Genomic DNA, 26,040 nt, shown 5'->3' on the forward strand with positions numbered 1-26,040 from the left:
AGTGTTCGAAACCGTTTTGGTGGCCAACCGGGGCGAGATCGCGGTCCGGGTGATCCGCACCCTGCGCCGACTGGGCATCCGCTCGGTCGCCGTCTACAGCGATCCCGACGACGGCGCGCGCCACGTGCTCGAGGCCGACGAGGCGGTGCGACTCGGCCCCGCGGCGGCGCGCGAGAGCTATCTGAACATCGACAGGGTCGTCGAGGCGGCCGTGCGTACCGGATCTCAGGCCATCCATCCGGGATACGGATTCCTTTCGGAGAACGCCGATTTCGCCGCCGCCTGCGAACGGGCCGGGGTGGTCTTCCTGGGCCCGCCGGCCCGGGCGATCCAGGTGATGGGCGACAAGATCACCGCCAAGAACGCCGTCGCCGCCTTCGACGTCCCGGTCGTTCCCGGGGTCGCCCAATCCGGGCTGAGCGACGACGAGTTGGTCGCGGCCGCGGACGAGGTCGGATACCCGGTGCTGATCAAACCGTCGGCGGGCGGCGGTGGTAAGGGCATGCGCCTGGTGGAAGAACCGGGCAGGCTGCGCGAGGCGCTGGTGGGGGCGCGGCGTGAGGCCGCCTCGTCCTTCGGTGACGACACCCTCTTCCTGGAACGATTCGTGTTGCGCCCCAGGCACATCGAGGTCCAGGTGCTCGCCGACACGCACGGCAACATCGTGCACCTCGGCGAGCGCGAATGCAGCCTGCAGCGCCGCCACCAGAAGGTCATCGAGGAAGCGCCGTCGCCGTTGCTTGACGAGGCGACCCGCGCGCGCATCGGGGAGGCCGCCTGCAACACCGCGCGCAGCGTCGACTACGTCGGTGCGGGCACCGTCGAATTCATCGTCTCCGCGGCCCGACCCGACGAGTTCTTCTTCATGGAGATGAACACCCGCCTGCAGGTCGAGCACCCGGTGACCGAGGCGGTCACCGGGCTGGACCTGGTCGAGTGGCAGCTACGGGTCGCCGCCGGGGAGAAGCTGGCTTTCGCCCAGGACGACGTCGAATTGCGCGGGCACGCGATCGAGGCACGGGTGTATGCCGAAGATCCGGCACGGGGATTCCTGCCGACGGGCGGGCGGGTGCTGCAGGTCTTTGAGCCGTCCGGTGACGGCGTGCGGGTGGATTCTTCGCTGCGGGCGGGCACGCTGGTCGGCAGTGACTACGACCCGATGCTGAGCAAGGTGATCGCCCACGGGACCGACCGCGACGAGGCGCTGACGAAACTCGACCGGGCATTGAGCCGGACCGCGATCCTGGGCGTGCAGACCAACATCGAATTCCTGCGGTTTCTGCTCGCCGACGAACGCGTGCGTGCCGGTGACCTGGACACCGCGCTGCTCGATGAGCGGCTGGCCGACTTCGCTCCGGTGCCGGCCCCCGATGACGTGCTCGCGGCAGCGGGTCTCTACCGGCAATCGGCGTTGGCGTTGCGGGCTCGCCACTTCGCGGGCAATCCGTGGGCGGCGCCGACGGGTTGGCGGGCCGGCGGCAGCCCCGCACCGGTTCGCACCGACATGCGCACCCCGCTACGCACCGAGACGGTGTCGGTGTGGGGGCCACCCGAGGCCGCCGACGTTCGGGTGGGTGGCGGTGAAACATATTCCGCCGCAGCACAAGTCGAGCAATCGCGAATGAGCGTTACGCTGGACGGGTTGCGCCGCGAATACCACTGGGCCGAAGCCGACCGGCACTTGTGGATCGCCGACGAGCGTGGCACCTGGCACGTGCGTGAGGCCGAGGAGAACAAGATCCACCGCGCCGCGGGCGCGCAGCGGGCCGAGATCGTCAGTCCGATGCCCGGCAGTGTGATCGCGGTTCAGGCATCCTCGGGCACCGACGTTTCCGAAGGCGACGTGGTGGTCGTCGTCGAGGCGATGAAAATGGAACATTCGCTTGCCGCACCGGTTTCCGGACAGGTGGAGGTGCTGGTCTCCGTCGGCGATCAGGTGACGGTGGACCAGGTGCTGGCCCGGCTGGTGCCCGATCAATCCGGCGCGGCGAACGATTCGAGTGAGGACGCGTCATGACCACATCCATTACCGCGGGGACCCTACCCAAGGAATACCAGGACCTGCGGGACACGGTCGCCGAGTTCGCGCGCACCGTCGTCGCGCCGGTATCGGCCAAACACGATGAGGAACACAGCTTCCCGTACGAGGTCGTCGCCAAGATGGGGGAGATGGGCCTGTTCGGGTTGCCGTTCCCCGAGGAATACGGCGGCATGGGCGGCGACTACTTCGCGCTGTCGCTGGCGCTCGAGGAGCTCGGCAAGGTCGACCAGTCGGTGGCGATCACCCTGGAGGCCGGCGCCAGCCTGGGCGCGATGCCCATTTACCGGTTCGGCACCGAAGAGCAGAAGCAGAAGTGGCTGCCGGACCTGACCGCCGGCCGGGCGCTGGCCGGCTTCGGGCTCACCGAACCCGGGGCGGGCTCGGACGCGGGAGGCACCCGCACGACCGCCCGGCTCGACAACGGCGAGTGGGTGATCAACGGCAGCAAGCAATTCATCACCAACTCCGGCACCGACATCACCTCACTGGTCACCGTCACCGCCGTCACCGGAACCAACGCGAACGGCAAAAAAGAGATCTCGTCGATCATCGTGCCCAGCGGCACACCCGGATTCACCGTCGAACCGGTGTACAGCAAGGTCGGCTGGAACGCGTCGGACACCCACCCGTTGAGCTTCGACGACGCCCGCGTCCCGCAGGAGAACCTGTTGGGTGTGCGCGGCACCGGCTACGCCGGTTTCCTGTCGATCCTGGACGAGGGCCGCATCGCGATCGCCGCGCTGGCGACCGGGGCGGCGCAGGGGTGCGTGGACGAAAGCGTCAAGTACGCCAAGGAACGGCAGGCCTTCGGCCAGCCGATCGGCGCCTACCAGGCGATCAGCTTCAAGATCGCCCGGATGGAGGCGCGCGCCCACGTGGCCCGCACGGCCTACTATGATGCGGCGGCAAAGATGTTGGCGGGCAAGTCTTTTAAGAAGGAGGCGGCAATCGCGAAGATGATCGCCTCGGAAGCCGCGATGGACAACGCCCGCGACGCCACGCAGATTCACGGCGGCTACGGTTTCATGAACGAATATCCGGTCGCCCGCCACTACCGCGACAGCAAGATCCTCGAAATCGGTGAAGGGACTACCGAAGTGCAGCTGATGCTCATCGCACGATCGCTGGGACTGTCATGAGCGAACCGGCCAAATCGGTTGTCCAGCGGGGCTTGTGGTTTGAAGAGTTCGAGATCGGCACCAGCTACCTGCATCGGCCCGGCCGCACGATCACCGAGGCCGACAACGTCTTGTTCACCACGCTCACCATGAACACCCAGTCGCTGCACCTGGACGCGGCCTGGGCGGCCGAGCAGCCGGGCTTTCGCGGCGAGCGGCTGGTGAATTCCATGTTCACCCTGTCCACCCTGGTGGGCCTGTCGGTGTCGCAGCTGACGCTCGGCACCATCGTGGCCAACCTCGGCTTCTCCGAGGTGTCGTTCCCCAAGCCCGTCTTCCACGGCGACACCCTCTACGCGGAAACCGTCTGCACGGCCAAGCGGGAATCCAAGAGCCGGCCCGGCGAAGGCATCGTCACCCTCGAGCACACCGGACGCAACCAGGACGGCGACGTCGTCGCGCGGGCGGTGCGCACCACGCTGGTGCAGAAGCGCCCTGCCGGCCAGGAGGTCAAGTGAACCTGCACGCCGCCGGCCCCGGATGGTTGTTCTGCCCGGCCGACCGTCCCGAGCGTTTCGCCAAGGCCGCCGCTGCCGCCGACGTGGTGATCCTCGACCTCGAGGACGGCGTGGCCGAAGCGGATAAACCCGCGGCGCGCAAGGCGCTGCAGGAGACGCCGCTGGACCCCGAGCGCACCGTCGTGCGGGTCAACGCCGCCGACACCGCGGAATACCCGCTGGACCTCGAAGCCCTGGCCGGCACCGCCTACACCACGGTAATGCTGTCCAAGACGGAGTCGGCCGCGCAGGTGACGGCGCTGGCGCCCCGCGATGTGATCGCGCTGCTGGAGACGCCGCGCGGTGCGGTGTTCGCCACCGAGATCGCGGCGGCACCGGGCACCGTCGCGCTGATGTGGGGCGCCGAGGATCTGGTCGCCACGCTCGGCGGTAGCTCCAGCCGTAAGGCCGACGGCACCTACCGCGACGTCGCGCATCACGTGCGGTCGACGGCCCTGCTCACGGCGTCCACCTTCGGTCGGGTCGCGCTCGACGCCGTGCACCTCGACATTCGTGACCTCGATGGCCTGCGGGCCGAGGCCGAGGACGCCGTCGCGCTGGGTTTCGCCGGGACGGTGTGCATTCACCCGAGCCAGATTCCGGTGGTGCGCGGGGCGTACCGCCCCAGCGAGGAGCGGCTGGACTGGGCGCGGCGGGTGCTGACGGCGGCGCGGTCCGAACGCGGCGTCTTCGCGTTCGAGGGACAGATGGTCGACTCTCCGGTGCTCAAGCATGCGCACATGACGTTGCGCAGGGCGGGCGAGTCCGTCCCCGACTGACGGCTCCGCGAACGCGTCGGCGTGGCGCGACACGTTGTGCCGTCGTCGCAATCAACGCGTTCTCTTCTCGTTCGAGCGCATAATGGTGGGTACGTCAGTGTCGCGGCGAGCGAAGCCTTTCGTGTAGCTGGCGATCGACTCCCGCTCGCGGTGGACCCCGGCTGACCGTTTGCCGGGACCCGCCGTGGCTCACCGGGCCACGCGGCACCCGGCGAGGGAGGCGGTGTGGCGCAAATGTCTTCGGTGCCGATGACTGTCGAGCTGGAACCGGTGCAACTCGTCGCTCCCGATGGCACACCGACGCCCGAACACCGCTACAGCCGTGAGCTTCCCGTGGAGACGCTGAGCTGGCTCTACGAGATGATGGTGGTCACCCGCGAGCTGGACGGCGAATTCGTCAACCTCAAGCGGCAGGGGGAGCTGGGGCTGTTCGCGTCCTGCCGTGGTCAGGAAGCCGCTCAGGTTGGCGCCACGGCGTGCCTGCGCAAGACGGATTGGTTGTTCCCCCAATATCGGGAGCTCGGCGCGTTTTTGGTGCGCGGCATCCCGCCGGGGCATGTCGGCGCGGCGTGGCGCGGAACGTGGCACGGCGGCATCGAGTTCACCAAGAAATGCTGTGCCCCCCTGTCGATTCCGATCGGCACCCAGACCCTGCATGCCGTGGGCGCGGCCATGGCCGCCCAACGCCTCGGTGAGGATTCGGTGACGGTGGCCTTCCTCGGCGACGGCGCCACCAGCGTGGGAGACGTGCACGAGGCGTTGAACTTCGCGGCGGTGTTCGCCACGCCCTGCCTGTTCTTCGTGCAGAACAATCAGTGGGCGATCTCGATGCCGATATCCCGGCAGACCGCGGCACCCTCGCTGGCGCACAAGGCGATTGGTTACGGGATGCCCGGAATCCGGGTGGACGGCAACGACGTTTTGGCCTGCTACGCGGTGACCGCCGAGGCCGCCGCCCGAGCCCGGGCCGGCGGTGGGCCGACGTTGATCGAGGCGGTCACCTACCGCCTGGCCCCGCACACCACATCCGACGATCCGAGTCGATACCGGACGCAAGAGGAAGTGGATCGCTGGGCGGCGCTGGAACCGATCGCGCGGTACCGCAGCTACCTGCAGGGCCAGGGCCTGTGGTCGAACCGGTTGGGGGAACGCGTCGCGGCGCGCGCCAAGCGGATGCGGACCGAATTGCGCGACGCGGTAGTCGACGCGCCCGACTTCGACATCGACGAGGTGTTCACCTCGGTGTACGCCGAGATCACACCGGGGCTAGAGGCACAGCGCCAGCAGCTGCGGGCCGAACTCGACCGAAGCGATTGAGAGGCATCCATGACTCAGCTCGCTGATCGCCCGGCCGGCCACGACGAGACGCTCACCGCGGCAGTAGAAAACGTCGTGCTGGGCGCGCAGTCGCTGACTATGGTGCAGGCGCTAAACCGCGCCCTGCACGACGCCATGGCCGCCGACGATCGGGTGCTGGTGTTCGGCGAAGACGTCTCGGTCGAGGGCGGGGTGTTTCGGGTCACCGAGGGGCTGGCCGCGGCGTTCGGTGAAGTCCGCTGCTTCGACACGCCCCTCGCCGAGTCGGCCATCATCGGGATCGCGGTGGGGCTGGCGTTGCGCGGCTTCGTGCCGGTACCCGAGATCCAGTTCGACGGGTTCTCCTACCCGGCCTTCGATCAGGTGGTCAGCCACCTCGCGAAGTACCGCACCCGCACCCGCGGCGAAATCAACATGCCGGTGACGGTGCGCATCCCGTCGTTCGGGGGAATCGGTGCCGCCGAACATCATTCGGACTCGACCGAGTCGTATTGGGCCCATACCGCCGGCTTGAAAGTGGTGGTACCTTCCAGCCCCGCCGACGCCTATTGGCTACTGCGGCACGCGATCGTCTGCCCGGACCCGGTCATGTACTTGGAGCCCAAGCGCCGCTACCAGGGTCGCGGCCTGGTTGACGTCACCCGGCCCGAACCACCGATCGGACGCGCGATGGTGCGCCGGCCGGGCACCGACGTAACCGTCGTGACGTACGGCAGCCTGGTCGGCACGGCCGTCGGAGCCGCCGAACAGGCTCAGCGCCAACGCGGTTGGAGCCTGGATGTCATCGATCTGCGCTCGCTGGTGCCGCTGGACTTCGATACTGTCGCCGCGTCGATTCACCGGACCGGACGCTGCGTGGTGATGCACGAGGGCCCGCGAAGCCTGGGGTACGGGGCCGGCCTGGCGGCCCGAATCCAGGAGGAGTTGTTCTACGAGCTGGAGGCCCCGGTGCTGCGCGCGTGCGGGTTTGACACCCCGTACCCGCCGGCGCGGCTGGAGAAGTGGTGGTTGCCCGGACCCGACCGGCTGCTCGATTGCGTCGAGCGTATGCTGGGGCAGCCATGAACGACGAGCGGGTCAAGTCGTTTCGGGTCCCCGACCTCGGGGAGGGGCTAGAAGAAACCACCGTGGCGCAGTGGCATGTGGTGGTGGGCGAGGACGTCGACCTCAACCAGGTGCTGTGCACGGTGGAGACGGCCAAGGCCGAAGTGGAGATCCCCAGCCCGTACGCGGGTCGCGTCGTCGAAAGGAACGGCGCCGAAGGCGATGTGCTCAACGTCGGGGCGGTGCTGGTGCGGATCGACACAGCGCCGCTGCGCGGTGAGTCGCCGGCCAGCGAGACGGCGCCACCGACGTTGGTCGGTTATGGCGCCGACTCCGGCATCGACATCAGCCGGCGCACCACCCGTCCGCTGGCCGCGCCTGCAGTGCGCAAGCTGGCCAAAGAGCTGATGGTGGATCTCAACTCGGTGCAGGGTGGCGCGGGCGCCATCATCACCCGGGAGGATGTGCTGGCGGCGGCCGGCGGGAACGGCCATGGCGCCCATGTGCGGCCCGTCCAGGGTGTGCAGGCCCGGATGGCGGAGAAAATGACGCTGTCGCACAAGGAGATTCCACCGGCGAAGGTCGGTGTCGAGGTCGACTGCGCCGAGCTGCTGCGGCTGTCCGACCGGTTCCGCGCGGAGCAGGAGACCATCACACCCTTCGTCCTCACGTTGCGCTTGCTGGTCATCGCGTTGCGGCACAATGAGATGTTGAATGCGACCTGGGTGGGCTCGGCGCAGGGACCGCGGGTGCGCGTCGAGCACCGTGTGCACCTGGGGATCGCCGCGGCCACCCAGCGTGGGTTACTGGTCCCGGTGATCGCCGATGCCCACGCGATGACGACCCGTGAACTGGCAAGCAGGGCGGCCCAATTGATTGCCGGCGCGCGTGCCGGCAGCCTGGGGCCGGGGGAGCTACGCGGCTCGACGTTCACCGTGACGAACTTCGGGGCGCTGGGCGTGGACGACGGGGTGCCGGTGATCAACCATCCCGAAGCCGCCATCCTCGGCATCGGAGCGATCAAGCCCCGGCCCGTCGTCCGGGGTGGCGAGATCGTGGCGCGCCCGACGACGTCGTTGACATGTGTGTTCGACCATCGCATCGCCGACGGCGCGCAAGCCGCCCAATTCGTCTGCGAGCTAAGAGATCTCATCGAGGCACCGGAAACCGCGTTGCTCGACCTGTGAGCGCCGGGTCAGGAGTGCGGCGGTACCGGGCACCAGAACAGGCCGCAGTTGAAGTTCGGCTGATGAAACGGCGGCGGGGGCGGGTACGGCGGGGGGTTGTCGGTGTCCCAACATTGGTTCCAGTACTTGTTTTCGCCCCACGCCGGGTTCCACGGCTGGTTCGGGCACCAATGCACTTGCGGGGCCGGCGCCGGCCGGGCCTGCGCGGTTCCCACGGTCAGCGCGAGTCCCGCCGTGGCGAGCCCGCTGGCCAGCAGGGCCCCGGCGGCAAGCCGGGTGAGGGTGTGGTGAAGGTGCACGCTGCATTCCTTTGCTCGGGCGCCATGTCGGTTGGCGTCGTCGCAGCAAGTGCACCCGTGCCGCCGCGCTACCGATCCCAACCTGCGCGCGTGCGGGGGAGGCCTACCGCCGTTGCGCGGCGGCCAATCGTTGTGCGAATTCCGGTGATTGGATGGAATAGGACTGCGGGCCGAGCTCGGCGCGCATGGCGAGCTGGTGCTGCTCGTTGTCCAGCGATCCCGGGCTGACGGTGGCGCGCATGGTGGCCTTGGTCGCCAGCACCACGTCGCGCGGTGCCGCCGCCGGGCCGGCGGCCAGCTCCAGCGCTGCGGCGACCGGATCATCGGCGACGCTCAGCGCCACGCCGTGCCGTACGGCGGCGTCGGCGTCGAAGCGCATGCCGAACAGCAGCGCCGCCCGCGCCACCTGCGGGCCGACAGCTCGCTGGAACATCCATGTCGCGCCCCCGCCCGGGTGTAGCCCGAGCTTCTGGAACCGCGCGTCGAACACGGCGGCGGGTCCGGCGATGCGCACGTCGGCGGCCAGGGCCAGATTGAGACCCGCGCCCACCGCGGCGCCGTTGACGGCGGCAATGGTGGGCAGCCGGCAACCGCCGACGGCCATGAAGCCGTCGTAAAGCTGCTGCAGGCCCGCCTCGGCCGCGCCGCCGCCCGCGGCACCCAGGGCGCTCAGATCCGCGCCCGCGCAGAACGCCTTGCCGGCCCCGGTGACCACCACGGCATGCACCTCGGGATCGGCTTCGGCCCGCTCGACCGCCTCCCGCAGCAGGCCCGACGACTCGGCGGTGATCGCGTTGCGCCGATCGGGATCGTTCACGGTGATGACCGCGACGCGGTTGGTGACGTTGAACAGGATCGGTTCGGACTGGGCCATCGGGCACCTCCGGCTTCGGCTCTTGGTGGCGGATCCGCCTGGGCACACCGGTTAACGGCGGCAGCGTCTTGGGCGAGGTAAGACTACTTCGCGCCCCGCGCCCCGAATCGGCCGGTAGGAGCGTGAATATCGAGAACCGTTAGGAAAGGGCGGGCATTCCCATTAGCGTCCGGCGCAAGTCGCTTGGGGCGCCGCCACGCAACGGCGTAAACCTTTGCGGGGCCGGCAGCGGATATCGGGATCTACAAGCAATGCTGTGTTTATCAAAACGTTATCTGCCGCTTTTCGCCGGCCGGTCGAACGCCCGGGTCGACCTGGTGAAACAAAGGGCGGGCGCCGGCTCACGGGCCGGATGTCAGAGCTGGGCGCCGCGCTTACCGCGGCCGCGGACGTTGCTCGCGCCGCGTTACAGCTCGGGTTTCGCTAACTTCTTCGCCAGCTCATCGAGTTCGGCCTGGCGCTCCCGCACCGCACACCCGCGCCGCTCTGTGCGCGCTCCGCGCATAGCGGCCACCGGCAGCGCATCACTACGCATCTTGGTGTTGGCGTAATGTATTGCGGCATCAATCATTTCAATGTATCGCTCGGCATCGTGCTCCGCGCACGAACCCTCGATCCGTTGGATTTCGTCCCAACAGGGATAGGAAGAATACCGGGCATCAAGTTGTTGCTGCGAGACCTGCGTTCCGAAGTAACAGCGCCAGTCGCGGCTTAGCCAACCCCGTGTCTTGACTTCGACTTTGATTCGATTGCCAACGCCGGCTATGAACCTCGGTTCCCCGACGCGCACTACCGGCTGCCAGTCATTCGACGCCATATTTCGCCAACCCCTCGAAGAGAAGACGCTGTAAGTAATGATCTCCCCGTAAGCGCCATCTGCTCGTTTTGACACGCTGTTCCCAGTTCGATTAAAGCGCAAACTTTTGACGGCGACTTCGATTTTGTGGGTCCGCGGAGGCTATGGGAACCCAGCTGATTGCCATTAGCCGCGGTTGCGCGTGCGGGTTCGCGGCCGTCAACGCGATCGCTAAATGCGCCCGTGACCTGCGCCAGCGCGCTAATTGTGCCATTAGTTTCATCGTGCGTCACGGCGCTCACTTCTGTCCCGGAGGCACCGTCCGGTGACCATAACGTGATTCCCGGATCCGATCGCGCATGCGCCATCGCCTTCGGCGATCGCGATCAGTGATCGAGCCCGGCGGCGGGTGACCGGCTGGACTCGCCACGCACATTACGCGGCCAAGGATCCGTAGAGGATCCGCCAAGCGCCGGCGCCCAAGCTCACGTCAGCTCGAACGAGCAATCCCCATCGGCATTGACGCAAGGAGCACCTCATGCGGACCGCGAGCTACCGGACCATGCGATACAGGGCGCCGGCTTACCGGGCGTACGCGCGGACGCGCGATCGCCGACTTGGGTACGTGCGGCTGATGCTGGTCTCCTTCGCGACGGCCGCTCTGATCGGCCTGGGGGTCGGTGTTGCCAGCCTCGATCGACCGCTGGCCGGCCGGGCCTGTCCGGTTCCGAACGTCACCACGCATGACGCCGCCGGCCTCACCTGGTTGTGCGACCCGGCGTCGCCCGGGCATCGGGAGGCGGTGTGGCAGTATGCGCCCGCGTCTTAGCCTCGATAGCGCAAGGCGCGCAACGGGTTTCGTTGCTAGCGCCCGCCGGTTGGAGATGCGCCTCGGCAAGGACGAACGAGCGCCACCATTAGCGCAGCTCTCGCGTCCGGCAAGTCGCTCGCGACCGTGCGGCACGCGCAGGTCACCATGGTGGCCAGTTAGGCGACCTCAGAGATGTGCGGCCACGAAAGTGGCCGCCTGGCTTGGCATTCCGGATCCTTGGTAGGACAGATCCGCCGCCGAGAACAACTCGTCGTGGGACGGCAGCGCCAGCGGACCGCCCGGAGTGCACACCGGATCGCCGGGCGCGCACAAGTCAATGGCCTTCGCCCCATACCACGGGCTGACCACGCTCACCGGCGCCCCCAGATACCTGGCCGACGGATTTCCGAAGAGGGCCAGGGCGGCAACATGGTCGGCCTCGTCGGCCGTCAATATCTGAGGAATCAAGCCCGCGATCGGTGCCTGGGCGATGGTGATCAGATCTATCACCATCGCGCCCTGCGAATAGCCTCCGAGCACCAGTTTCGTGTTAGGACAGTTCGCCACCATGGACTGAACGTGGGCGTGCGCGTCGCCGGCGCCCGCTGAGGCTGACTGCGCGAAATCCTCATCCGCGGGGTAGTTGACGGGATACACCCCGAGCGACCGGCCCCCGACCTGGGAGCGCAGCGAGTCGATGAACGCCTGTCCGACCCCGCCGACACCGGGCGGCTCGGCGGTTCCACGGGCGAACGTGACCTCGACGTCGGGGCAGGGTGCGGCGGACGCGGAGACCGGCGGGCACAACGCCGACCAGCAAGCTGTCAGCACCGTGACGGCCAGTACACGCGCTAATCGGCGTGCGGTCACGCACCAATGCTGACATATCGGGGCCGGGAAGGCACGGTCCGATTAGGGCCCAGCAACGCGAGACATATGGCCCGGACCGGCGTGCCGGCCGGCAAACTCGCGCGCCCCAGGCAATTCTTGGCCGACGGCTTCCGCGCTCACCGATTGGTTTATGGCGCATCGTTTCTCGCGCTGCGAACGATCAGCGGCGATGTCCGCAATCCCCGCGATGATCCGAAAGCGCTCTCGAAACTCCGGGAGTGTGCCGAACGCCCACCGGACCTGGCCTGAGGTCCGACCGATTTATTTCTCCGCCATTGCCGGCATTGCGCCGTGGCGTCTGCAACCAGCGCAATACTCCTCATCCTGATTCTGCGTTTCGTGTATTGAATTGCATTCAGGACATTCCTGAATGTATTTATGATTCGGATTCAGGCAAGCAGCCATAAGTTGTTGTTTTTGCCTAAATACGCTTGCTGAACTCTTATTGACCCTAGCCAACATCCTCGATAATTTCCCTGCTCAACGATGCAAATGGGCCGACTCTCGTGGTCGGCCATCCGCGTTTGCCACTATCAATCACTGTTCCCAGCCGCAGCCGGTTGAAACCCCCGGGGGAGGGCGCAACCTGCACGCACCCGCGGAAATGGAGTAGCCGCCTACTCTAGACGGCTCGCTTCGCCGCGCCGGAGACTATTAACGTTCTCTTCCCATCTAGCGAAAGGTCCAGCCATGGCCATCGTCGCTACTACGATCGTCCATCCGAACCCTGGGGTCGCCTGGGACGACATTCAGAAGCAGTTGAAGCGAGCGACCGGGCTTGCCCGCAAACATGGCGCGGAGAACGTCACCGCGCTGGTCAACATGATCGGAGGTCAGGGCACCAACGCCATCGGCTTGATGTCGACTACCAAGGACTGGGCCACGTACGGCCAGGTCCAGCAGAGCCTCAATGCTGACCCGGATTTCCAAGGCCTCCTCGTCGACGCGGCCCAAATGGCCACTTGGGAGAACTACGTCAGCCAGACGATCGAGGTCTAGTAACACGGCCGAGTAATGAGGTGATTCGACCACGTCGGTGGGGCGTTGGTGCCTCGATTGTCGGTCCGCACCGTCAATCGTCTAGGTATTCAGCAGGATTGCTTACCTAGGCGATAGCGCCCGGTTCGACTGCGCCCCGTTTCCCATGCCTTCCCGCTGTGTCACCGTGATCGGCGTTAGCCCCGACAGAGGTGTGCGGGAGACCTGCGGAACAACTGGAACCAGATCGGCCCAGCCGCTTTTGAATAGATGATCGGGCCGCCCTACTCGCGCCACGGGGCGGCCCTTTCACGGGGGAGGTCCAAAGAGTTGGACGGCGGCTGTCTTGCCCCTGAGGGCGTGAGACCTACGGCCGATGAGTCCAGCGACCGCTGATTTAGCGCGTCGACGCAGCGGGTGAGAAGGATTGAGTCGCCGGTGATTTAGCTGTGCTGCTCGGCGCGGGCCGCGACGTTGACCGTGTCACCGATCAGGGTGAATCCCCGCTTGCCTGCCCCGCCGATGGTCCCCGCGATGACGAGGCCAGTGTCGATTTCGCTGGCCGGTCAAAGTACTGGTGGCGCGGGAGTTGGCCTCGGACGAATCGACTGACCGGCCGGAAGGGCCAGGGTCGAGACGACGCTGATCACCGGCTGAACCACCGCTTTCCGCGGCGTACCTCGAGCTGGTCAGGGGTCTATTCTTTGGGGAGGGTTGATGAGACATATACGCCCGAGCCGAGGAGCGTGATGGCGAACCAAATCGGAGAAGTCGATACGCCTGAGTACCGACCATGGGTCACCGTCGGAACGACCGATGAGGTCGCCGAATTGCGCCGGAAACTAACGGAGTCCTGGCCATATTGGTGGCCCGAGATCCACCCGCTAGGGGACAGGGCGTCAGTCTCATTTGCACACCGTATCGGCCGGGTCGGTCCCCTGACCATCCTGGAAACCAGTTATCACGATGAGGCGTGGGTGAGCGCTGTCGAGAGTTCCCTCTACCACGTCACCCTGCCTATCTGGACTCCTTCGGTCGCCGTCGGTCGGGGTTCGCCCATCTTTCCTACGCCTGGCTCATTCGTGGTGTATCGACCGGAAGACGAACTGGGCGTCCGCCGTCCTGCTGGCCCCCGGCTCACACTAATGATCCAGCCTCCCGCCGTTGAGGAGGCGCTTGCCGACGCACTCGGGCGCCCAATAACGTCCCAAATCGACTTTCAATCCATCTTGCCGCCCACAAGTGCAGCCGTTCGGAGCTGGGTCTCCATGGTCTGGCTGTTGACCGCGCAACTGTTCCGGCCGGCCAGTGTCGTGCATCAGCCGATTGTCGGGATGCCTTTCGCGGAGAGTGTGATCCGCGGCCTCCTCTGGGCCGCACACCACCCTTACCGCGCGGCATTGGACGGTGAAGCGACGGAGCTTCCACCTCGCGCCATCCGCGCGGCGATCGAAATCATCGAAGCCGAACCACATGAGCCGCTGACTGTCTCGACATTGGCCGCCCGAAGCTACGTCAGCGTTCGTTCGCTTCAGCAGGGCTTTAGAGCCCACCTCGGTACGACACCCATGGCGTACCTGCGTGACGTCCGTCTCCGCCGTGTCCATCGGGACTTGCTGGGCTCCGATCCTTCGACCGAGACGGTGGGATCCATCGCATCTCGTTGGGGATTCAACAATTTGGGGCGGTTCGCCGCGGCCTACGCCGTCCGCTATGGCGAGAAACCCGTCGCGACGCTGCGCCAGTCAGGCGGCGTTACCCGACGACGTGGGGAACTCCGGCGCCCGACACGACGACAGCCATGCCCAGAATAAGCCGTCCCGACAACGCAATTCATTGCCCGTCAAAACGGAACGTCTAAGCTCGCGCCACGATCGCTCGAAGGTCCAGACGCGTTGCAAGAGCGCCATACTCTAGGTGACGGTCGTCGCTCATGCGAGCGGCTACGAATGCGTCTGCCACTGCGGATGGCGCCTCACGAATGACAATCGAAGCCTGCAGGGCCAACGCGAGGGACTCGACGAGTCGTCGAGCCTGTCCTTGGGCCGCTGCCGCGTCCGCACCCGCATGTCTGACGCTCTCGCGCACGTGAGCGATGTGCTTGTCGAACTCTGGATATTGGCCGAGCGCGGAACATATCTCGCGATCGAAGGCCTCGACCGAGTGCGGCTCGCGGGCGATGGCTCGGAGGACATCGAGGGCAATTACATTGCCCGAACCTTCCCAGATCGCCATTAGCGGTTGCTCCCGATAGCGGCGCGCCAGCGGGAAGAGTTCGCTGTAACCGTTTCCCCCTAGGCATTCCAACGCCTCGTAGGCGTGGTGTGGGCCCCGCTTGCAAACCCAGTACTTTGCGACAGGCGTCGCTAGCCGCCGAAAGGCTACCGACTCGTCGTCGTCACTGTCGTAGGCGGCGGCCAGTCGTAGCGCGGTCCAGGTGGCAGCCTCGGCCTCCAGTTGAAGGTCGGCTATGACGCTGGTCATCGCCGGTTGATGGATGAGCATTGCGCCGAAGGCGGAGCGATTGCGACAGTGCCATGCGGCCTCCGCGACGGATTGCCGCATGCCTGCGGCGCTCATTAGCACGCAGTCCAACCGCGTCTGAGAAACCATCTCGATGATTGTGCGCACGCCGCAGCCCGCCTCGCCGATCAGCCAGCCGGTGGTGTCCTCCAACTCGATTTCTGCGGAAGCGTTGGATTTGTTGCCTAGCTTGTCTTTTAACCGTTGGATACGAAACTCATTGCAGCTTCCGTCTGGCAGCATTCGCGGCACCAGGAAGCAGGACAATCCGCCCGGGGTTTGCGCAAGCATAAGAAAGGCGTCGGACTGCGGAGCGGAGCAAAACCACTTGTGGCCAGTCAGGCGCCAGGTTCCGTCCTTGGCGTCGACTGCGCGGGTGGTATTGGTTCGCACGTCGGATCCACCCTGCTTCTCGGTCATCGCCATTCCGAAGATCGCTGACGCTTTGGTATCAGGGGCGCGGAGTTCCGGGTCGTAGGTTCGCGAATACACCCGGGGCAGCCATGTCTGCGCGAGGTCGGGAGCAAGTCGCAGTGATGGAACGACGGAATGGGTCATGCCCACCGGACATGTGTGACCGGGCTCTACCTGGGCGAAGAGCATGTATGTCACGGCACGGGCGATGTGTGCGCCCGGACGTGGGTCGGCCCAGCAGCTGGTGTGAGCGCCATATCGGATCGCCGAGCAAATGACGCGGTGATAGGCCGGGTGGAAGTCGACCGCATCGACGCGGTTGCCCAGTCGATCATGACTGACGAACACCGGAGAGTAGGTGTTGGCGAGATCGGCGTCCCTCTGAAAATCGGCTTGGCCGACCAGCTCACCGACATCGCTGAGCTGGTCCGTCGCCCACCCGATGCCATAACATTCCACGGCTTCGGTGAGCGCGATGTTGGAGTCGAACTCGTTTACCCCCACCCTCGGTGGCGCCTGATTGAACACTTCGTGCGTTGCCGTCATCAATTTCCTCTCTGCGACAGACGGCCTCAAGTCAGAGGACCGACCATGGCGGCACGGCTTGACAATCACATGTCTGATTGACGCTAGGCAGGCGAGGGACGAGGCTCTACCCGCTGAACGAAGCGTTCACGGCCGCATCACGCAAACCACTCGCACATACAGACACCCTCTGACCAGTGCCCCCGGGCATGGCATGCGGACAGCTCACCGGCCGATGCGACCGGTCCGCCAACCCCTCGAGGCCCTCGGCCTCGTAACGGGCCAGCCACCGGTGCAGCGTCTGACGAGCCACTCCGGCCTTTTCCGCGGCTTGGGACACCGTTAACCCGTCACCAATCACCGCCATCACGGCCTGATACCGCTGCTCTGCCACGCTCAACTCCCTCATTCCGGGAGTGTCGCGGATCAACCGAAACCACTGTCACGTCTCAGCCGAAACACTGTCACCTATCAGCGAAGCCGAACTGTCACGCAACAGCCGAGGTCATACACCAATCTCGGTGCCCCCGGCACGACTCGAACGTGCGACCTAGGGATTAGAAGGCCCTTGCTCTATCCACCTGAGCTACGGAGGCAATGTGCAGGTCAGTCTATCCAACCGCACCTGCCGACCCGATTCCCCGCCGCCACGCGCACGAAAAGCCTTCCCGCGCCACGTTTATCGGTTATCGTGGGGACCCTCGACACACGAATAACATCGGCCGGTCATGGGTCGTTAACCGCAATGAGGCGTGTGCATAACGTTCCAGGGGTGACGTTGCAATGAGCGTGGCCAGCAAGCAGACCTCGCCCTATTCGTGGGCGGGGGCCCAAGTGGCACGGCTGGCAGCCGAAGCCCGGGATGTCTACCAACTCGGCAACCTGGTGCTGCGCGGCGGGCCGTTCGCGCTGGGCTGCTTCGCCGGCTGGCTTGCCACGGAGTTTCCTCCGCACGTAGTGACCGGTCACGCGCTGTCCCGCGTTTCGCATCCGTCCGTCGGCCGGGTCGGCACGACGCTGGCCGCCCAGCGGGCTGATCGAACCCTCACCGCCGCGCTCGAGGAGTCCTTCGGCCCCGAGTTTCGCGAACAGGTATGTCATCCCGCCGCCGTCGGCGCAATGTGCGCTCCGCGCGGTCGACTGCTGGGCAGGCCCGGGCCGCACCGCCGGTATGCGTCGCAGACGTCCGACATCTCCTACGGTCCGAGCCCGCGCGACAACATGCTGGACATCTGGCGGCGCGACGACTTGGCCCCAGGTTGCCGCGCACCCGTGCTGATCCAGGTGCCGGGCGGGGCATGGGCGCTCAACGGCCGGCGTCCGCAGGCCTACACGCTGATGAGCCGAATGGTCCAACTCGGCTGGATCTGCGTCTCGATCGACTACAGCAAGAGCCCGCGCGCCACCTTCCCCGCACACCTCGTCGACGTCAAAAGGGCGATCGCGTGGGTCCGGGAGAACATCGCCGACTACGGCGGCGACCCGGATTTCATCGCGATCACCGGCGGCTCGGCGGGTGGGCACCTGGCCTCCCTGGCGGCGCTGACCCCGAACGACCCCGCCTTCCAGCCCGGTTTCGAAGAGGCCGACACCACCGTGCAAGCGGTAGCGCCCTACTACGGCGTCTACGACTTCACCGACTTCGACAACATGCACCCACTGATGTTGCCGTTCCTCGAACAGTTCGTGATGAAGGCCCGCTACGCCGACGCGCCCGAGCGCTTCACGGCCGCATCGCCCGTCTCCTACGTGCACGCCGACGCGCCGCCCTTCTTCGTGTTGCACGGCCAGAAGGACGAGTTGGTGCCCAACGGCCAGGCTCGCGCTTTCTGCGCGGCGTTGCGCGCGGCCGGCGCTGCCACGGTGGCGTACGCCGAACTCGGCAACGCCCACCACGCTTTCGACATCACGCCGACGGTCCGATCGCGGCTGGCCGCTGACGCCGTCGCCGATTTCCTCGGGGTCGTGTACGGGCGGCGCGTCAGCTCCCTGCTGGATTCCCTGCCACTGTCGGCCACTTCGGCCAGCTGAGGGCCAGCTGAGGGCCAGCTGAATCGGCGGCCCGGTACTCGCCGCTCCTTTCACCAGCGTGGTAACCCGACTAGCGTTGGGTAGACCATCGGGGTTGGTGGTCCTTGAGGCAGGAGGCTTGAGCGACGGTGACAACGTTGGCGCGTCGAGCTGATGACCATGACTGAATCCGTCGAGGCGATCAAGTTGTCCGACGAACTCGGGCCGGTCGACTACCTACTGCACAGGGGGGAGGCAAACCCCCGCACCCGGTCCGGAATCATGGCCTTGGAACTGCTGGACACCACGCCGGAATGGGCACAGTTCCGGAACCGATTCGAAAGCGCCTCCCGACGGGTGCTGCGGTTGCGCCAAAAGGTCGTCGTGCCGACCCTGCCGACGGCGTCGCCGCGCTGGGTGGTCGATCCCGACTTCAACCTGGATTTTCACGTTCGTCGGGTGCGTGTTTCCGAACCCGGCACGCTGCGTGAGGTATTCGACCTGGCCGACCTCATCCTGCAGTCGCCGATGGACATTTCGCGACCGCTGTGGACGGCCACCCTCGTGGAGGGCCTGGCCGACGGCAAGGCCGCCACGCTGCTGCATGTGAGCCACGCCGTCACCGACGGCGTGGGCGGGGTGCAGATGTTCGCCGAAATCTATGACCTCGAGCGCGATCCGCCGGCCAAGCCGACGCTGCCGCTGCCCGTGCCGCAGGACCTGACGTCCAATGACCTGATGCGCCAGGGCATTAACCACCTGCCGTTCGCCGTGGTCGGCGGCGTCATGAGCGCGCTGTCCGGGGCCGTATCGGCGGCCGGGCGGGCGGTCCTGGAACCGACGGCCACCGTCTCGGGAATCGTCGGGTACGCCATGTCGGGCATGCGGGTGCTCAACCGGGCCGCCGAGCCGTCGCCGCTGCTGCGGCGTCGCAGCCTGGCCACCCGCAGCGAGGCGATCGACATCCCGCTCGCCGACCTGCACAAGGCCGCGAAGGCCGGCGGCGGGTCGATCAACGATGCCTACCTTGCCGGCTTGTGCGGCGCTCTGCGCCGCTACCACGAGGCGTTCGGCGTGCCGATCAGCACGCTGCCGATGGCGGTGCCGGTCAACCTTCGGGCCGAAGCGGATACGGCCGGGGGTAACCGGTTCACGGGCGTCAACCTGGCGGCGCCGATCGGCACCGTCGACCCCGTCTCCCGGATGAAAAAGATCCGCGCCCAGATGACGCAGCGCCGCGACGAGCCCGCCATGAACATCATCGGTTCGCTGGCGCCGGTGCTCAGCGTCCTGCCAACCGCGGTGCTCGAAGGCATCACCGGGTCGGTGATCGGCTCCGACGTGCAGGCCAGCAACGTCCCGGTCTATCCCGGCGACACCTACATCGCCGGGGCGAAAGTGTTGCGGCAGTACGGTATCGGTCCACTGCCCGGGGTGGCGATGATGGTGGTGCTGATCTCGCGGGGCGGGTGGTGCACCATTACCGTGCGCTACGACCGGGCCGCGGTGCGAAACGAGGCGTTGTTCGCCCAATGCCTGTTGGAGGGTTTCGACGAGATCCTGGCGCTGGCAGGCGACCCGCCACCGCAAGCGGTGCCCGCCTCGTTCACCGAGTCGGCGGTGTCCACTCGATCGGTGGCCGGCTCATGAGTAACTCAAAGCAGCAGGGGGACAAGGGCGAAACGGCCGGAGCGGACCTGCGGTTGCCCGGCTCGGTGGCCGAGATCATGGCCAGCCCCGAAGGCCCGAAGATCGGCGCGTTTTTCGACTTGGACGGCACGCTGGTCGCCGGGTTCACCGCGGTCATCCTGACCCAGGAACGGCTGCTGCGCCGCGACATGGGAGTGAGTGAACTGCTCGGCATGGTGCAGGCCGGCTTAAGCCACACCCTCGGTCGCATCGAGTTCGAGGACCTCATCGGCAAGGCCGCCAAGGCGCTCACGGGGCGACTGCTCGACGACCTGGAAGAGATCGGCGAGCGAATGTTCGTCCAGCGCATCGAATCCCGGATCTACCCGGAGATGCGTGAGCTGGTCCGCGCCCACATGGCCCGCGGCCACACCGTGGTGCTTAGTTCCTCGGCGCTGACCATCCAGGTTAATCCCGTCGCGCGGTTCCTCGGCATCCCCAACATGCTCACCAACAAGTTCGAGACCACCGAGGACGGCTTGCTCACCGGGTCCGTCCAGAAGCCGATCCTCTGGGGCCCCGGCAAAGCCGCTGCGGTACAACGCTTTGCCGCCGAGCACGACATCGATCTCAAGGACAGTTACTTCTACGCCGACGGTGACGAGGACGTCGCCCTGATGTATCTGGTCGGCAATCCCCGGCCGACTAATCCCGAAGGGAAAATGGCGGCGGTGGCCAAGCGCCGCGGTTGGCCCATCCTGAGATTCAGCAGCCGAGGTCCGGTGGGTCTGCGACGGCAGGTGCGTACCCTTGCCGGACTGGGCTCGATCGTCCCCGTCGGCGCCGGCGCAGTGGCGATGGGTGTGCTGACCGGTAGCCGGCGGCGGGGCGCGAATTTCTTCACTTCCATTTTTTCCCAAACCGTGCTGGCGACCACGGGAGTGCACCTCAATGTCGTCGGGAGAGAGAATCTGACCGCGCAACGTCCCGCCGTCTTCATCTACAACCACCGCAATCAGGTGGATCCGGTGATCGCGGGTGCGCTGGTCAACGACAACTGGGTTGCCGTGGCCAAGAAGGAATTACAGAAGAATCCGATCATGGCCCTGCTCGGCAAGGCATTGGACGGGGTTTTCATCGACCGAGACGATTCGGCCTCCGCGCTGGAGACGATGCGCGTTGTCGAAGAGCGGGCCAAGAACGGACTTTCCATTGTGATGGCGCCCGAAGGCACCCGGCTGGACACCAACGAGGTCGGCCCCTTCAAAAAGGGTCCATTTCGTCTCGCGATGGCCGCCGGCATCCCGATCGTTCCGATCGTGATCCGCAACGCCGAACTCGTTGCCGCCCGGAACTCGACCGTCATCAACCCGGGCACCGTCGACGTCGCGGTCTTCCCGCCGATCTCGGTGCAGGACTGGACGCTTGACACGCTGCCGGACCGCATCGCCGAAGTGCGCCAGCTCTACCTGGATACGCTCGCCAACTGGCCCGTCGACGAACTGCCCGAGGTCGACCTGTACGCCGAGAAGAAGGCGGCCGAGAAGGCACAGAGCCGGACCACCAAGGCACCCGCGAAGAAGGCGCCCGCGAAGAAGGCACCCGCGAAGAAGGCACCGGCGAAGAAGGATCCCGCGAAGAAGGATCCCGCGAAGAAGGCCGCGTCGAAAGCCAAGGCGCCCAAGGCAACTCCCCATGAATCCGAGGCCGCCCTCAAAGACGGCGAGGTGCAACGGCCCGCGACCAAGGCGGCGCCCGGCAACGCCGAGTCACCGGAATCGCCGCACCGAGGGCATCCGTGACCGAACCGGCCGCGGATACCAGCGCCATCCTTGCCGGGACTGACTCGCTGATATTGGCGTCAATGACCTCGCCGGTCGAGATGGACCTGGTGACGGCGTGGATGGAGCAACAACGCGCCGGGCACCCGGGCGCGAATTTCGACCTGGTCAAGCTGCCGGCGCTCGATGCGCCACCGGACGTGATGACGGCGCTGGCCGAACAGCTTGAATCAAGGGAAGACCGGTCCATCGTGCCGGTGCGGGTGTTCTGGCTGCCGGAGCCGAATCGCGGCCGGGTCGCCAAGCTGGCCGGCCTGCTGCCCGGCCGGGATCCCTATCACCCCAACCAGCGCCAGCAAGAACGGATTGTGCGCACCGCGCCCCAGCGGGCACGGGTGGTGGCCGGCGAAGCCGCGACGGTCGCGGAGCTGCGCCGGCAATGGCGCGACACCACCGTCGGAGACGACCGGTACGACTTCGCCCAATTCGTGATCCGCCGCGCCATCTTGGCGATGGAACGCGTCGAGTACCGGATCCTCGGACCGCAGTACAAGTCGCCGCGGCTGGTGAAACCAGAGATCATGGCCTCCAACAGGTTTCGCAGCGGCCTGGCGAGAATTCCCGGCGCCACCGTCGAGGAAGCCGCAAAGATGCTCGACGAACTCGCCACCGGCTGGAGCCGGGCATCGGTCGACCTCGTCGGGGTCCTCGGCAGGATGATCAGCCGCGGGTTCGACCCCGAGATCGACTACGACGAGTATCAGGTCGCGGCGATGCGGGCCGGCCTGGAAGCCCACCCTGCCGTATTGTTGTTCTCGCACCGGTCCTACATCGACGGCGCGGTGGTGCCGGTCGCCATGCAGGAGAACCGATTACCGCCGGTGCACGTGTTCGCCGGTATCAACCTGTCGTTCGGTGCCATGGGCCCGCTGCTGCGACGTTCCGGGGTCATCTTCATCCGCCGCAACATCGGTAACGACCAGCTCTACAAGTACGTGCTGCGCGAATACGTCGGCTACATAGTCGAAAAGCGGTTCAACCTGAGCTGGTCCATCGAGGGCACCCGCTCGCGCACCGGCAAGATGTTGCCACCCAAGCTCGGGCTGCTGGCCTACGTCGCCGACGCCTACCTCGATGGCCGCAGCGAAGACATTCTGCTGCAACCGGTCTCGATCAGCTTCGATCAGCTGCACGAGACCGCGGAATACGCCGCCTACGCCCGCGGCGGCGAGAAGACACCCGAAGGCGTGGGCTGGTTGTACAACTTCATCCGGGCGCAGGGTGAACGCAACTACGGCAAGATCTACGTCCGTTTCCCCGAAGCCGTGTCGATGCGCCACTACCTGGGTGCGCCGCACGGCCCGCTGGCCCAGGATCCGGACGCCAAACGCCTTGCGCTGCAAAAAATGTCGTTCGAGGTCGCCTGGCGGATACTGCAGGCGACGCCGGTGACGGCGACGGGTCTGGTGTGCGCGCTGCTGCTGACCACCCGCGGGGCGGCGCTGACCCTCGGCCAGCTGCACCACACCCTGCAGGATTCGCTGGATTACCTGGAACGCAAACACAATCCGATGTCCACCAGCGCGTTGCGGCTGCGCACGCAAGACGGGGTACGCGCGGCGGTCGACGCGCTGTCCAACGGACACCCCATCACCCGGGTCGACGGCGGCCGGGAAACGGTGTGGCGCATCGCGCCCGAAGAGCAGCACGCCGCGGCCTTCTACCGCAACTCGGTGATCCACGCCTTTTTGGAGACCTCGATCGTCGAGCTCGCCCTGGCACACGCCCGCCACGCCGACGGCGACCGCATGGGCGCGTTCTGGGCTCAGGCGATGCGGCTGCGCGATCTGCTGAAGTTCGACTTCTATTTCGCCGACTCGGCGACGTTTCGGGACAACATCGCCGAAGAGATGGCCTGGCACGACAATTGGGAAGCCCACGTCGCGGCCGGCGGCGACGAGATCGACGCGCTGTTGTTCGCCAAGCGCCCGTTGATGGCGGACGCGATGTTGCGGGTGTTCTTCGAGGCCTACGAGATCGTCGCCGACGTGCTGCGCGACGCGCCGGCGGACATCGGGCACAAGGAACTGACGGACTTGGCGTTGGGCGTCGGCCGACAGTATGTGGCGCAGACCCGGATCCGCAGCAGCGAATCGGTCTCCACGCTGTTGTTCGCCACCGCGCGCCAGGTCGTCGAGGATCAGGACCTGATCGCACCCGCGCCGGACCTGGCCGAAAGGCGTCGTGCCTTCCTGCACGAGCTGCGCGACATCCTGCACGACTTCGACTACGCCGGGCGGATCGCGCGCGATCAGTTCGTGGCACGCGAGGCCAAGGCCCGCCAGGACCTTCTGGACAGCCAGACTCGGTAGCCGGTCGGGGCCGCCCATACCCTGGACGTATGACCGTCGCCCCGCCGGCTGGCAGGGCCTCGACCGAGGCCGTCGCCCAGCGCCGCACGCTGGTGTGGCCGGTGCTGGCCGGGGTGGCCGTGCTGGCGGGCTGCACCGCCGCCGGCATCGGGGCCCTCTCGCTGGCCAGCTCGCTGACGGTGACGGGCCTGCCCGACCCGGGTCCGGTGACCACGCTGGGGTTGCCGTTCGTGCGGGCGGCGGGCGAGATCGGCGCGGTGCTGGCGGTCGGCTCGTTCCTGTTCGCCGCGTTCCTGGTGCCGCCGCAGCGCAACGGCGTCCTCGACGCCGACGGCTACCGGGCGCTTCGGCTGGGGACGATGGCGTCGGGGGTGTGGGCGGTATGCGCCGCCCTGCTGGTCCCATTGACCATCTCCGATGTGTCCGGCCATGCCGTCGCCGACATCCCCGCGGCGCGGATGTGGTCGTTGGCGGGCCTGATCACCAACGCCTCGGCGTGGCGCTGGACCGCGATCCTGGCCGCGGTGATCACGCTGGCGAGCCTGTCGGTGCTGCGCTGGTCGTGGACGCCGGTACTGGTCGCCGCGTCGGTGACGACCCTGATTCCCCTTGGGCTGACCGGTCATTCGTCTGCCGGGGGTTCGCACGACCTGGCCACCAACGGCCTGCTGATCCACCTGGTCGCCGCCAGCATGTGGGCCGGTGGCCTGCTCGCCCTGCTTGCCCACGCCCTGCGGGGCGGTGGTCACCTCGGGCTGGCCGCCAGGCGTTTCTCGATGGTCGCGTTGTGGTGTTGGGTGGCGATGGCGGTGAGCGGTCTGGTCAACGCCCTGGTCCGCGTGCAGCCCTCCGACCTGCTGAGCACCGACTATGGGCGGCTGGTCACCGCGAAGTTCATCGCGCTGTGCCTGCTGGGGGTGCTGGGCTGGCGTCAGCGACGCGTGAGTGTGGCTGCGCTGCAAGCGGATCCGAGCCATGGGCGTGGCGCGCTGCTGCGGCTTACGCTGATCGAGGCCGCCGTTTTCGGCCTGACCTTCGGCATCGCCGTCGGGCTGGGCCGCACCCCGCCGCCGCCACCCCCGGCCCGGTTGCCGTCGATCCCCGAAGCCGAGATCGGCTACGACTTCGACGGACCGCCCACCGTGGCGCGCATCCTGTTCGACTGGCGCTTCGACCTGATCTTCGGTTCGGCGGCGGTCGTCTTCGCCGCGCTGTATGTGGCCGCACTGGTGCGGCTGCGCCGCCGCGGCGATCACTGGCCGCCCGGCAGGACCTTCTCCTGGCTGCTCGGCTGCGCGGTGTTGCTGTTCGCGACGTCGTCGGGCGTCGGCCGTTACATGCCGGCGATGTTCAGCATGCACATGGTGGTCCACATGTGCCTTTCCATGCTGATCCCGATCCTGCTGGTGCTCGGCGCGCCGGTCACCCTGGCGTTGCGGGCGCTGCCGGCCGCCGGCCGTGACGATCCGCCGGGCATGCGGGAATGGCTGTTGGCCGCGCTGCACAGCCGTTTCTCCCGGGTCCTCACCAATCCCGTCGTGGCCACCGTGCTGTTCGTCGCCGGCTTCTATGGGTTGTATCTGTCGAACCTCTTCGACGTCACCGCGAGCAGCCACGCCGGGCACCTGGCGATGAACGTGCACTTCCTGGTCAGCGGCTACCTGTTCTATTGGGTGGTGATCGGGGTGGACCCGACTCCGCGACCGATCCCGCCGCTGGCCAAGGTGGCGGTGGTGTTCGCCTCGCTGCCGCTGCACGCCTTCTTCGGGGTGGTGCTGATGGGCACCAAGAAGGTGCTCGGTGCCGACTACTACCGCTCGCTCGATCTGAGCTGGCACACCGACCTGCTGGGCGATCAGCGCCTGGGTGGGGGCATCGCCTGGGCGGCGGGGGAGTTTCCCCTGGTGATCGTGATGCTCGCGCTGCTCATCCAGTGGGCGCGCAGTGATCGTCGCACCGCCAAGCGGCTGGACCGGGCCGCCGAACGCGACGACGACGCCGAGCTGGTCGCCTACAACGCGATGCTGGCGCAGCTGGCGCGGGGCGAGAGGGCCCAGCGGTCCGGCCCGGCCGATCCCGACTGATCCACAGCCC

At 66.7% G+C, this 26,040-nt stretch carries 20 protein-coding genes, 1 tRNA gene and 2 pseudogenes; 15 read left to right on the plus strand and 8 right to left on the minus strand.

From position 1 onward, the window contains the following. Position 1: 1 nt before the first annotated feature. The 7 genes from DQP58_RS00740 (at position 2) to DQP58_RS00770 (ending at position 8,043) form a co-directional block, all read left to right on the plus strand. Positions 2–2,017, plus strand: a complete 2,016-nt coding sequence (locus tag DQP58_RS00740; protein WP_112706604.1) for an acetyl/propionyl/methylcrotonyl-CoA carboxylase subunit alpha — start codon at positions 2–4, stop codon at positions 2,015–2,017. Continuing rightward, positions 2,014–3,180, plus strand: a complete 1,167-nt coding sequence (locus tag DQP58_RS00745) for an acyl-CoA dehydrogenase family protein (protein ID WP_112706605.1) — start codon at positions 2,014–2,016, stop codon at positions 3,178–3,180. The genes DQP58_RS00740 and DQP58_RS00745 overlap by 4 nt, the downstream gene beginning before the upstream one ends. Then, positions 3,177–3,677 carry a MaoC family dehydratase gene (locus DQP58_RS00750; RefSeq protein WP_112706606.1) on the plus strand — a complete coding sequence of 167 codons (501 nt, stop codon included), beginning with the start codon at positions 3,177–3,179 and terminating at the stop codon, positions 3,675–3,677. The genes DQP58_RS00745 and DQP58_RS00750 overlap by 4 nt, the downstream gene beginning before the upstream one ends. Further along, complete coding sequence (locus tag DQP58_RS00755) at positions 3,674–4,495, plus strand: HpcH/HpaI aldolase/citrate lyase family protein (protein ID WP_112706607.1); 822 nt, start codon at positions 3,674–3,676, stop codon at positions 4,493–4,495. Before DQP58_RS00750 ends, DQP58_RS00755 begins: the two co-directional genes overlap by 4 nt. 234 nt (positions 4,496–4,729) lie before the next feature. Continuing rightward, the gene (gene pdhA, locus DQP58_RS00760; RefSeq protein ID WP_240629498.1) at positions 4,730–5,812 is read left to right on the plus strand and encodes a pyruvate dehydrogenase (acetyl-transferring) E1 component subunit alpha; all 1,083 of its coding nucleotides are present in this window, start codon (positions 4,730–4,732) and stop codon (positions 5,810–5,812) included. 9 nt (positions 5,813–5,821) lie between these two features. Then, positions 5,822–6,877 (plus strand): 3-methyl-2-oxobutanoate dehydrogenase subunit beta, encoded by a 1,056-nt coding sequence (gene bkdB / locus DQP58_RS00765; protein ID WP_112706609.1) that lies wholly within the window; start codon positions 5,822–5,824, stop codon positions 6,875–6,877. Further along, positions 6,874–8,043, plus strand: a complete 1,170-nt coding sequence (locus DQP58_RS00770) for a dihydrolipoamide acetyltransferase family protein (protein WP_112706610.1) — start codon at positions 6,874–6,876, stop codon at positions 8,041–8,043. The genes bkdB and DQP58_RS00770 overlap by 4 nt, the downstream gene beginning before the upstream one ends. 8 nt (positions 8,044–8,051) lie before the next feature. Here the strand turns inward: DQP58_RS00770 and DQP58_RS00775 are convergent, their stop codons facing one another. The 3 genes from DQP58_RS00775 to DQP58_RS00785 form a co-directional block, all read right to left on the minus strand. Further along, positions 8,052–8,342, minus strand: a complete 291-nt coding sequence (locus DQP58_RS00775; RefSeq protein WP_112706611.1) for a hypothetical protein — start codon at positions 8,340–8,342, stop codon at positions 8,052–8,054. Positions 8,343–8,445: 103 nt separating this feature from the next. After that, complete coding sequence (locus DQP58_RS00780; RefSeq protein ID WP_112706612.1) at positions 8,446–9,216, minus strand: enoyl-CoA hydratase; 771 nt, start codon at positions 9,214–9,216, stop codon at positions 8,446–8,448. A 406-nt stretch (positions 9,217–9,622) separates the two neighbouring features. After that, on the minus strand, positions 9,623–10,033 hold the full coding sequence (locus DQP58_RS00785; protein WP_112706613.1) for a hypothetical protein: 411 nt from the start codon (positions 10,031–10,033) through the stop codon (positions 9,623–9,625). A 517-nt stretch (positions 10,034–10,550) separates the two neighbouring features. On the opposite strand from DQP58_RS00785, the gene DQP58_RS00790 reads away from it, so the two are divergent. Next, positions 10,551–10,841 (plus strand): hypothetical protein, encoded by a 291-nt coding sequence (locus tag DQP58_RS00790; protein ID WP_112706614.1) that lies wholly within the window; start codon positions 10,551–10,553, stop codon positions 10,839–10,841. Positions 10,842–11,009: 168 nt separating this feature from the next. Here the strand turns inward: DQP58_RS00790 and DQP58_RS00795 are convergent, their stop codons facing one another. Beyond that, on the minus strand, positions 11,010–11,693 hold the full coding sequence (locus DQP58_RS00795; RefSeq protein WP_165827764.1) for a cutinase family protein: 684 nt from the start codon (positions 11,691–11,693) through the stop codon (positions 11,010–11,012). A 711-nt stretch (positions 11,694–12,404) separates the two neighbouring features. Between DQP58_RS00795 and DQP58_RS00805 the strand changes: the two genes are divergently transcribed. Next, positions 12,405–12,713, plus strand: coding sequence for a hypothetical protein (locus DQP58_RS00805; RefSeq protein WP_112706616.1), 309 nt, complete (start codon positions 12,405–12,407; stop codon positions 12,711–12,713). 288 nt (positions 12,714–13,001) lie between these two features. Here DQP58_RS00805 and DQP58_RS00810 read toward each other — a convergent pair. Continuing rightward, a pseudogene (locus DQP58_RS00810) lies at positions 13,002–13,246 on the minus strand (adenylate/guanylate cyclase domain-containing protein); the annotation flags it as partial. 195 nt (positions 13,247–13,441) lie between these two features. Between DQP58_RS00810 and DQP58_RS00815 the strand changes: the two are divergent. Further along, positions 13,442–14,506 (plus strand): AraC family transcriptional regulator, encoded by a 1,065-nt coding sequence (locus DQP58_RS00815; protein WP_112706617.1) that lies wholly within the window; start codon positions 13,442–13,444, stop codon positions 14,504–14,506. Positions 14,507–14,549: 43 nt separating this feature from the next. Here the strand turns inward: DQP58_RS00815 and DQP58_RS00820 are convergent, their stop codons facing one another. From DQP58_RS00820 to DQP58_RS00830, 3 genes and pseudogenes are all read right to left on the minus strand, one after another. Continuing rightward, positions 14,550–16,175, minus strand: coding sequence for an acyl-CoA dehydrogenase family protein (locus DQP58_RS00820; RefSeq protein ID WP_112706618.1), 1,626 nt, complete (start codon positions 16,173–16,175; stop codon positions 14,550–14,552). Positions 16,176–16,362: 187 nt separating this feature from the next. Next, positions 16,363–16,563: pseudogene (locus DQP58_RS00825) on the minus strand (helix-turn-helix domain-containing protein); the annotation flags it as partial. 113 nt (positions 16,564–16,676) lie between these two features. Further along, positions 16,677–16,750: transfer RNA gene (locus tag DQP58_RS00830), tRNA-Arg, on the minus strand. 187 nt (positions 16,751–16,937) lie between these two features. Between DQP58_RS00830 and DQP58_RS00835 the strand changes: the two genes are divergently transcribed. The 5 genes from DQP58_RS00835 to DQP58_RS00855 all read left to right on the plus strand — a co-directional run bounded on the left by DQP58_RS00835 (position 16,938) and on the right by DQP58_RS00855 (position 26,030). Further along, positions 16,938–18,185 carry an alpha/beta hydrolase gene (locus DQP58_RS00835; RefSeq protein ID WP_112706619.1) on the plus strand — a complete coding sequence of 416 codons (1,248 nt, stop codon included), beginning with the start codon at positions 16,938–16,940 and terminating at the stop codon, positions 18,183–18,185. A 159-nt stretch (positions 18,186–18,344) separates the two neighbouring features. After that, the gene (locus tag DQP58_RS00840; protein WP_112706661.1) at positions 18,345–19,814 is read left to right on the plus strand and encodes a WS/DGAT/MGAT family O-acyltransferase; all 1,470 of its coding nucleotides are present in this window, start codon (positions 18,345–18,347) and stop codon (positions 19,812–19,814) included. After that, a complete protein-coding gene (locus DQP58_RS00845; protein WP_112706620.1) occupies positions 19,811–21,595 on the plus strand; it encodes an HAD-IB family hydrolase/lysophospholipid acyltransferase family protein in 1,785 nt (594 codons plus the stop codon). The genes DQP58_RS00840 and DQP58_RS00845 overlap by 4 nt, the downstream gene beginning before the upstream one ends. Continuing rightward, positions 21,592–23,946: a glycerol-3-phosphate 1-O-acyltransferase gene (locus tag DQP58_RS00850; RefSeq protein ID WP_112706621.1), complete on the plus strand. Its 2,355-nt coding sequence runs from the start codon at positions 21,592–21,594 to the stop codon at positions 23,944–23,946. Before DQP58_RS00845 ends, DQP58_RS00850 begins: the two co-directional genes overlap by 4 nt. A 29-nt stretch (positions 23,947–23,975) precedes the next feature. Next, positions 23,976–26,030, plus strand: coding sequence for a cytochrome c oxidase assembly protein (locus DQP58_RS00855; RefSeq protein WP_112706622.1), 2,055 nt, complete (start codon positions 23,976–23,978; stop codon positions 26,028–26,030). The last annotated feature ends 10 nt before the right edge of the window (positions 26,031–26,040 follow it).

This window comes from Mycobacterium colombiense (genome assembly GCF_003284975.1).
Taxonomy (GTDB): domain Bacteria; phylum Actinomycetota; class Actinomycetes; order Mycobacteriales; family Mycobacteriaceae; genus Mycobacterium; species Mycobacterium europaeum_A.

Bases quoted from the DNA above. Each gene is read 5' to 3' on its own strand.
- DQP58_RS00745 (WP_112706605.1), top strand. From the start codon at position 2,014: ATGACCACATCCATTACCGCGGGGACCCTACCCAAGGAATACCAGGAC.
- DQP58_RS00750 (WP_112706606.1), top strand. From the start codon at position 3,177: ATGAGCGAACCGGCCAAATCGGTTGTCCAGCGGGGCTTGTGGTTTGAA.
- pdhA (WP_240629498.1), top strand. From the start codon at position 4,730: ATGTCTTCGGTGCCGATGACTGTCGAGCTGGAACCGGTGCAACTCGTC.
- bkdB (WP_112706609.1), top strand. From the start codon at position 5,822: ATGACTCAGCTCGCTGATCGCCCGGCCGGCCACGACGAGACGCTCACC.
- DQP58_RS00770 (WP_112706610.1), top strand. From the start codon at position 6,874: ATGAACGACGAGCGGGTCAAGTCGTTTCGGGTCCCCGACCTCGGGGAG.
- DQP58_RS00780 (WP_112706612.1), bottom strand. From the start codon at position 9,216: ATGGCCCAGTCCGAACCGATCCTGTTCAACGTCACCAACCGCGTCGCG.
- DQP58_RS00785 (WP_112706613.1), bottom strand. From the start codon at position 10,033: ATGGCGTCGAATGACTGGCAGCCGGTAGTGCGCGTCGGGGAACCGAGG.
- DQP58_RS00790 (WP_112706614.1), top strand. From the start codon at position 10,551: ATGCGGACCGCGAGCTACCGGACCATGCGATACAGGGCGCCGGCTTAC.
- DQP58_RS00805 (WP_112706616.1), top strand. From the start codon at position 12,405: ATGGCCATCGTCGCTACTACGATCGTCCATCCGAACCCTGGGGTCGCC.
- DQP58_RS00815 (WP_112706617.1), top strand. From the start codon at position 13,442: ATGGCGAACCAAATCGGAGAAGTCGATACGCCTGAGTACCGACCATGG.
- DQP58_RS00820 (WP_112706618.1), bottom strand. From the start codon at position 16,175: ATGACGGCAACGCACGAAGTGTTCAATCAGGCGCCACCGAGGGTGGGG.
- DQP58_RS00835 (WP_112706619.1), top strand. From the start codon at position 16,938: ATGAGCGTGGCCAGCAAGCAGACCTCGCCCTATTCGTGGGCGGGGGCC.
- DQP58_RS00840 (WP_112706661.1), top strand. From the start codon at position 18,345: ATGACTGAATCCGTCGAGGCGATCAAGTTGTCCGACGAACTCGGGCCG.
- DQP58_RS00845 (WP_112706620.1), top strand. From the start codon at position 19,811: ATGAGTAACTCAAAGCAGCAGGGGGACAAGGGCGAAACGGCCGGAGCG.
- DQP58_RS00855 (WP_112706622.1), top strand. From the start codon at position 23,976: ATGACCGTCGCCCCGCCGGCTGGCAGGGCCTCGACCGAGGCCGTCGCC.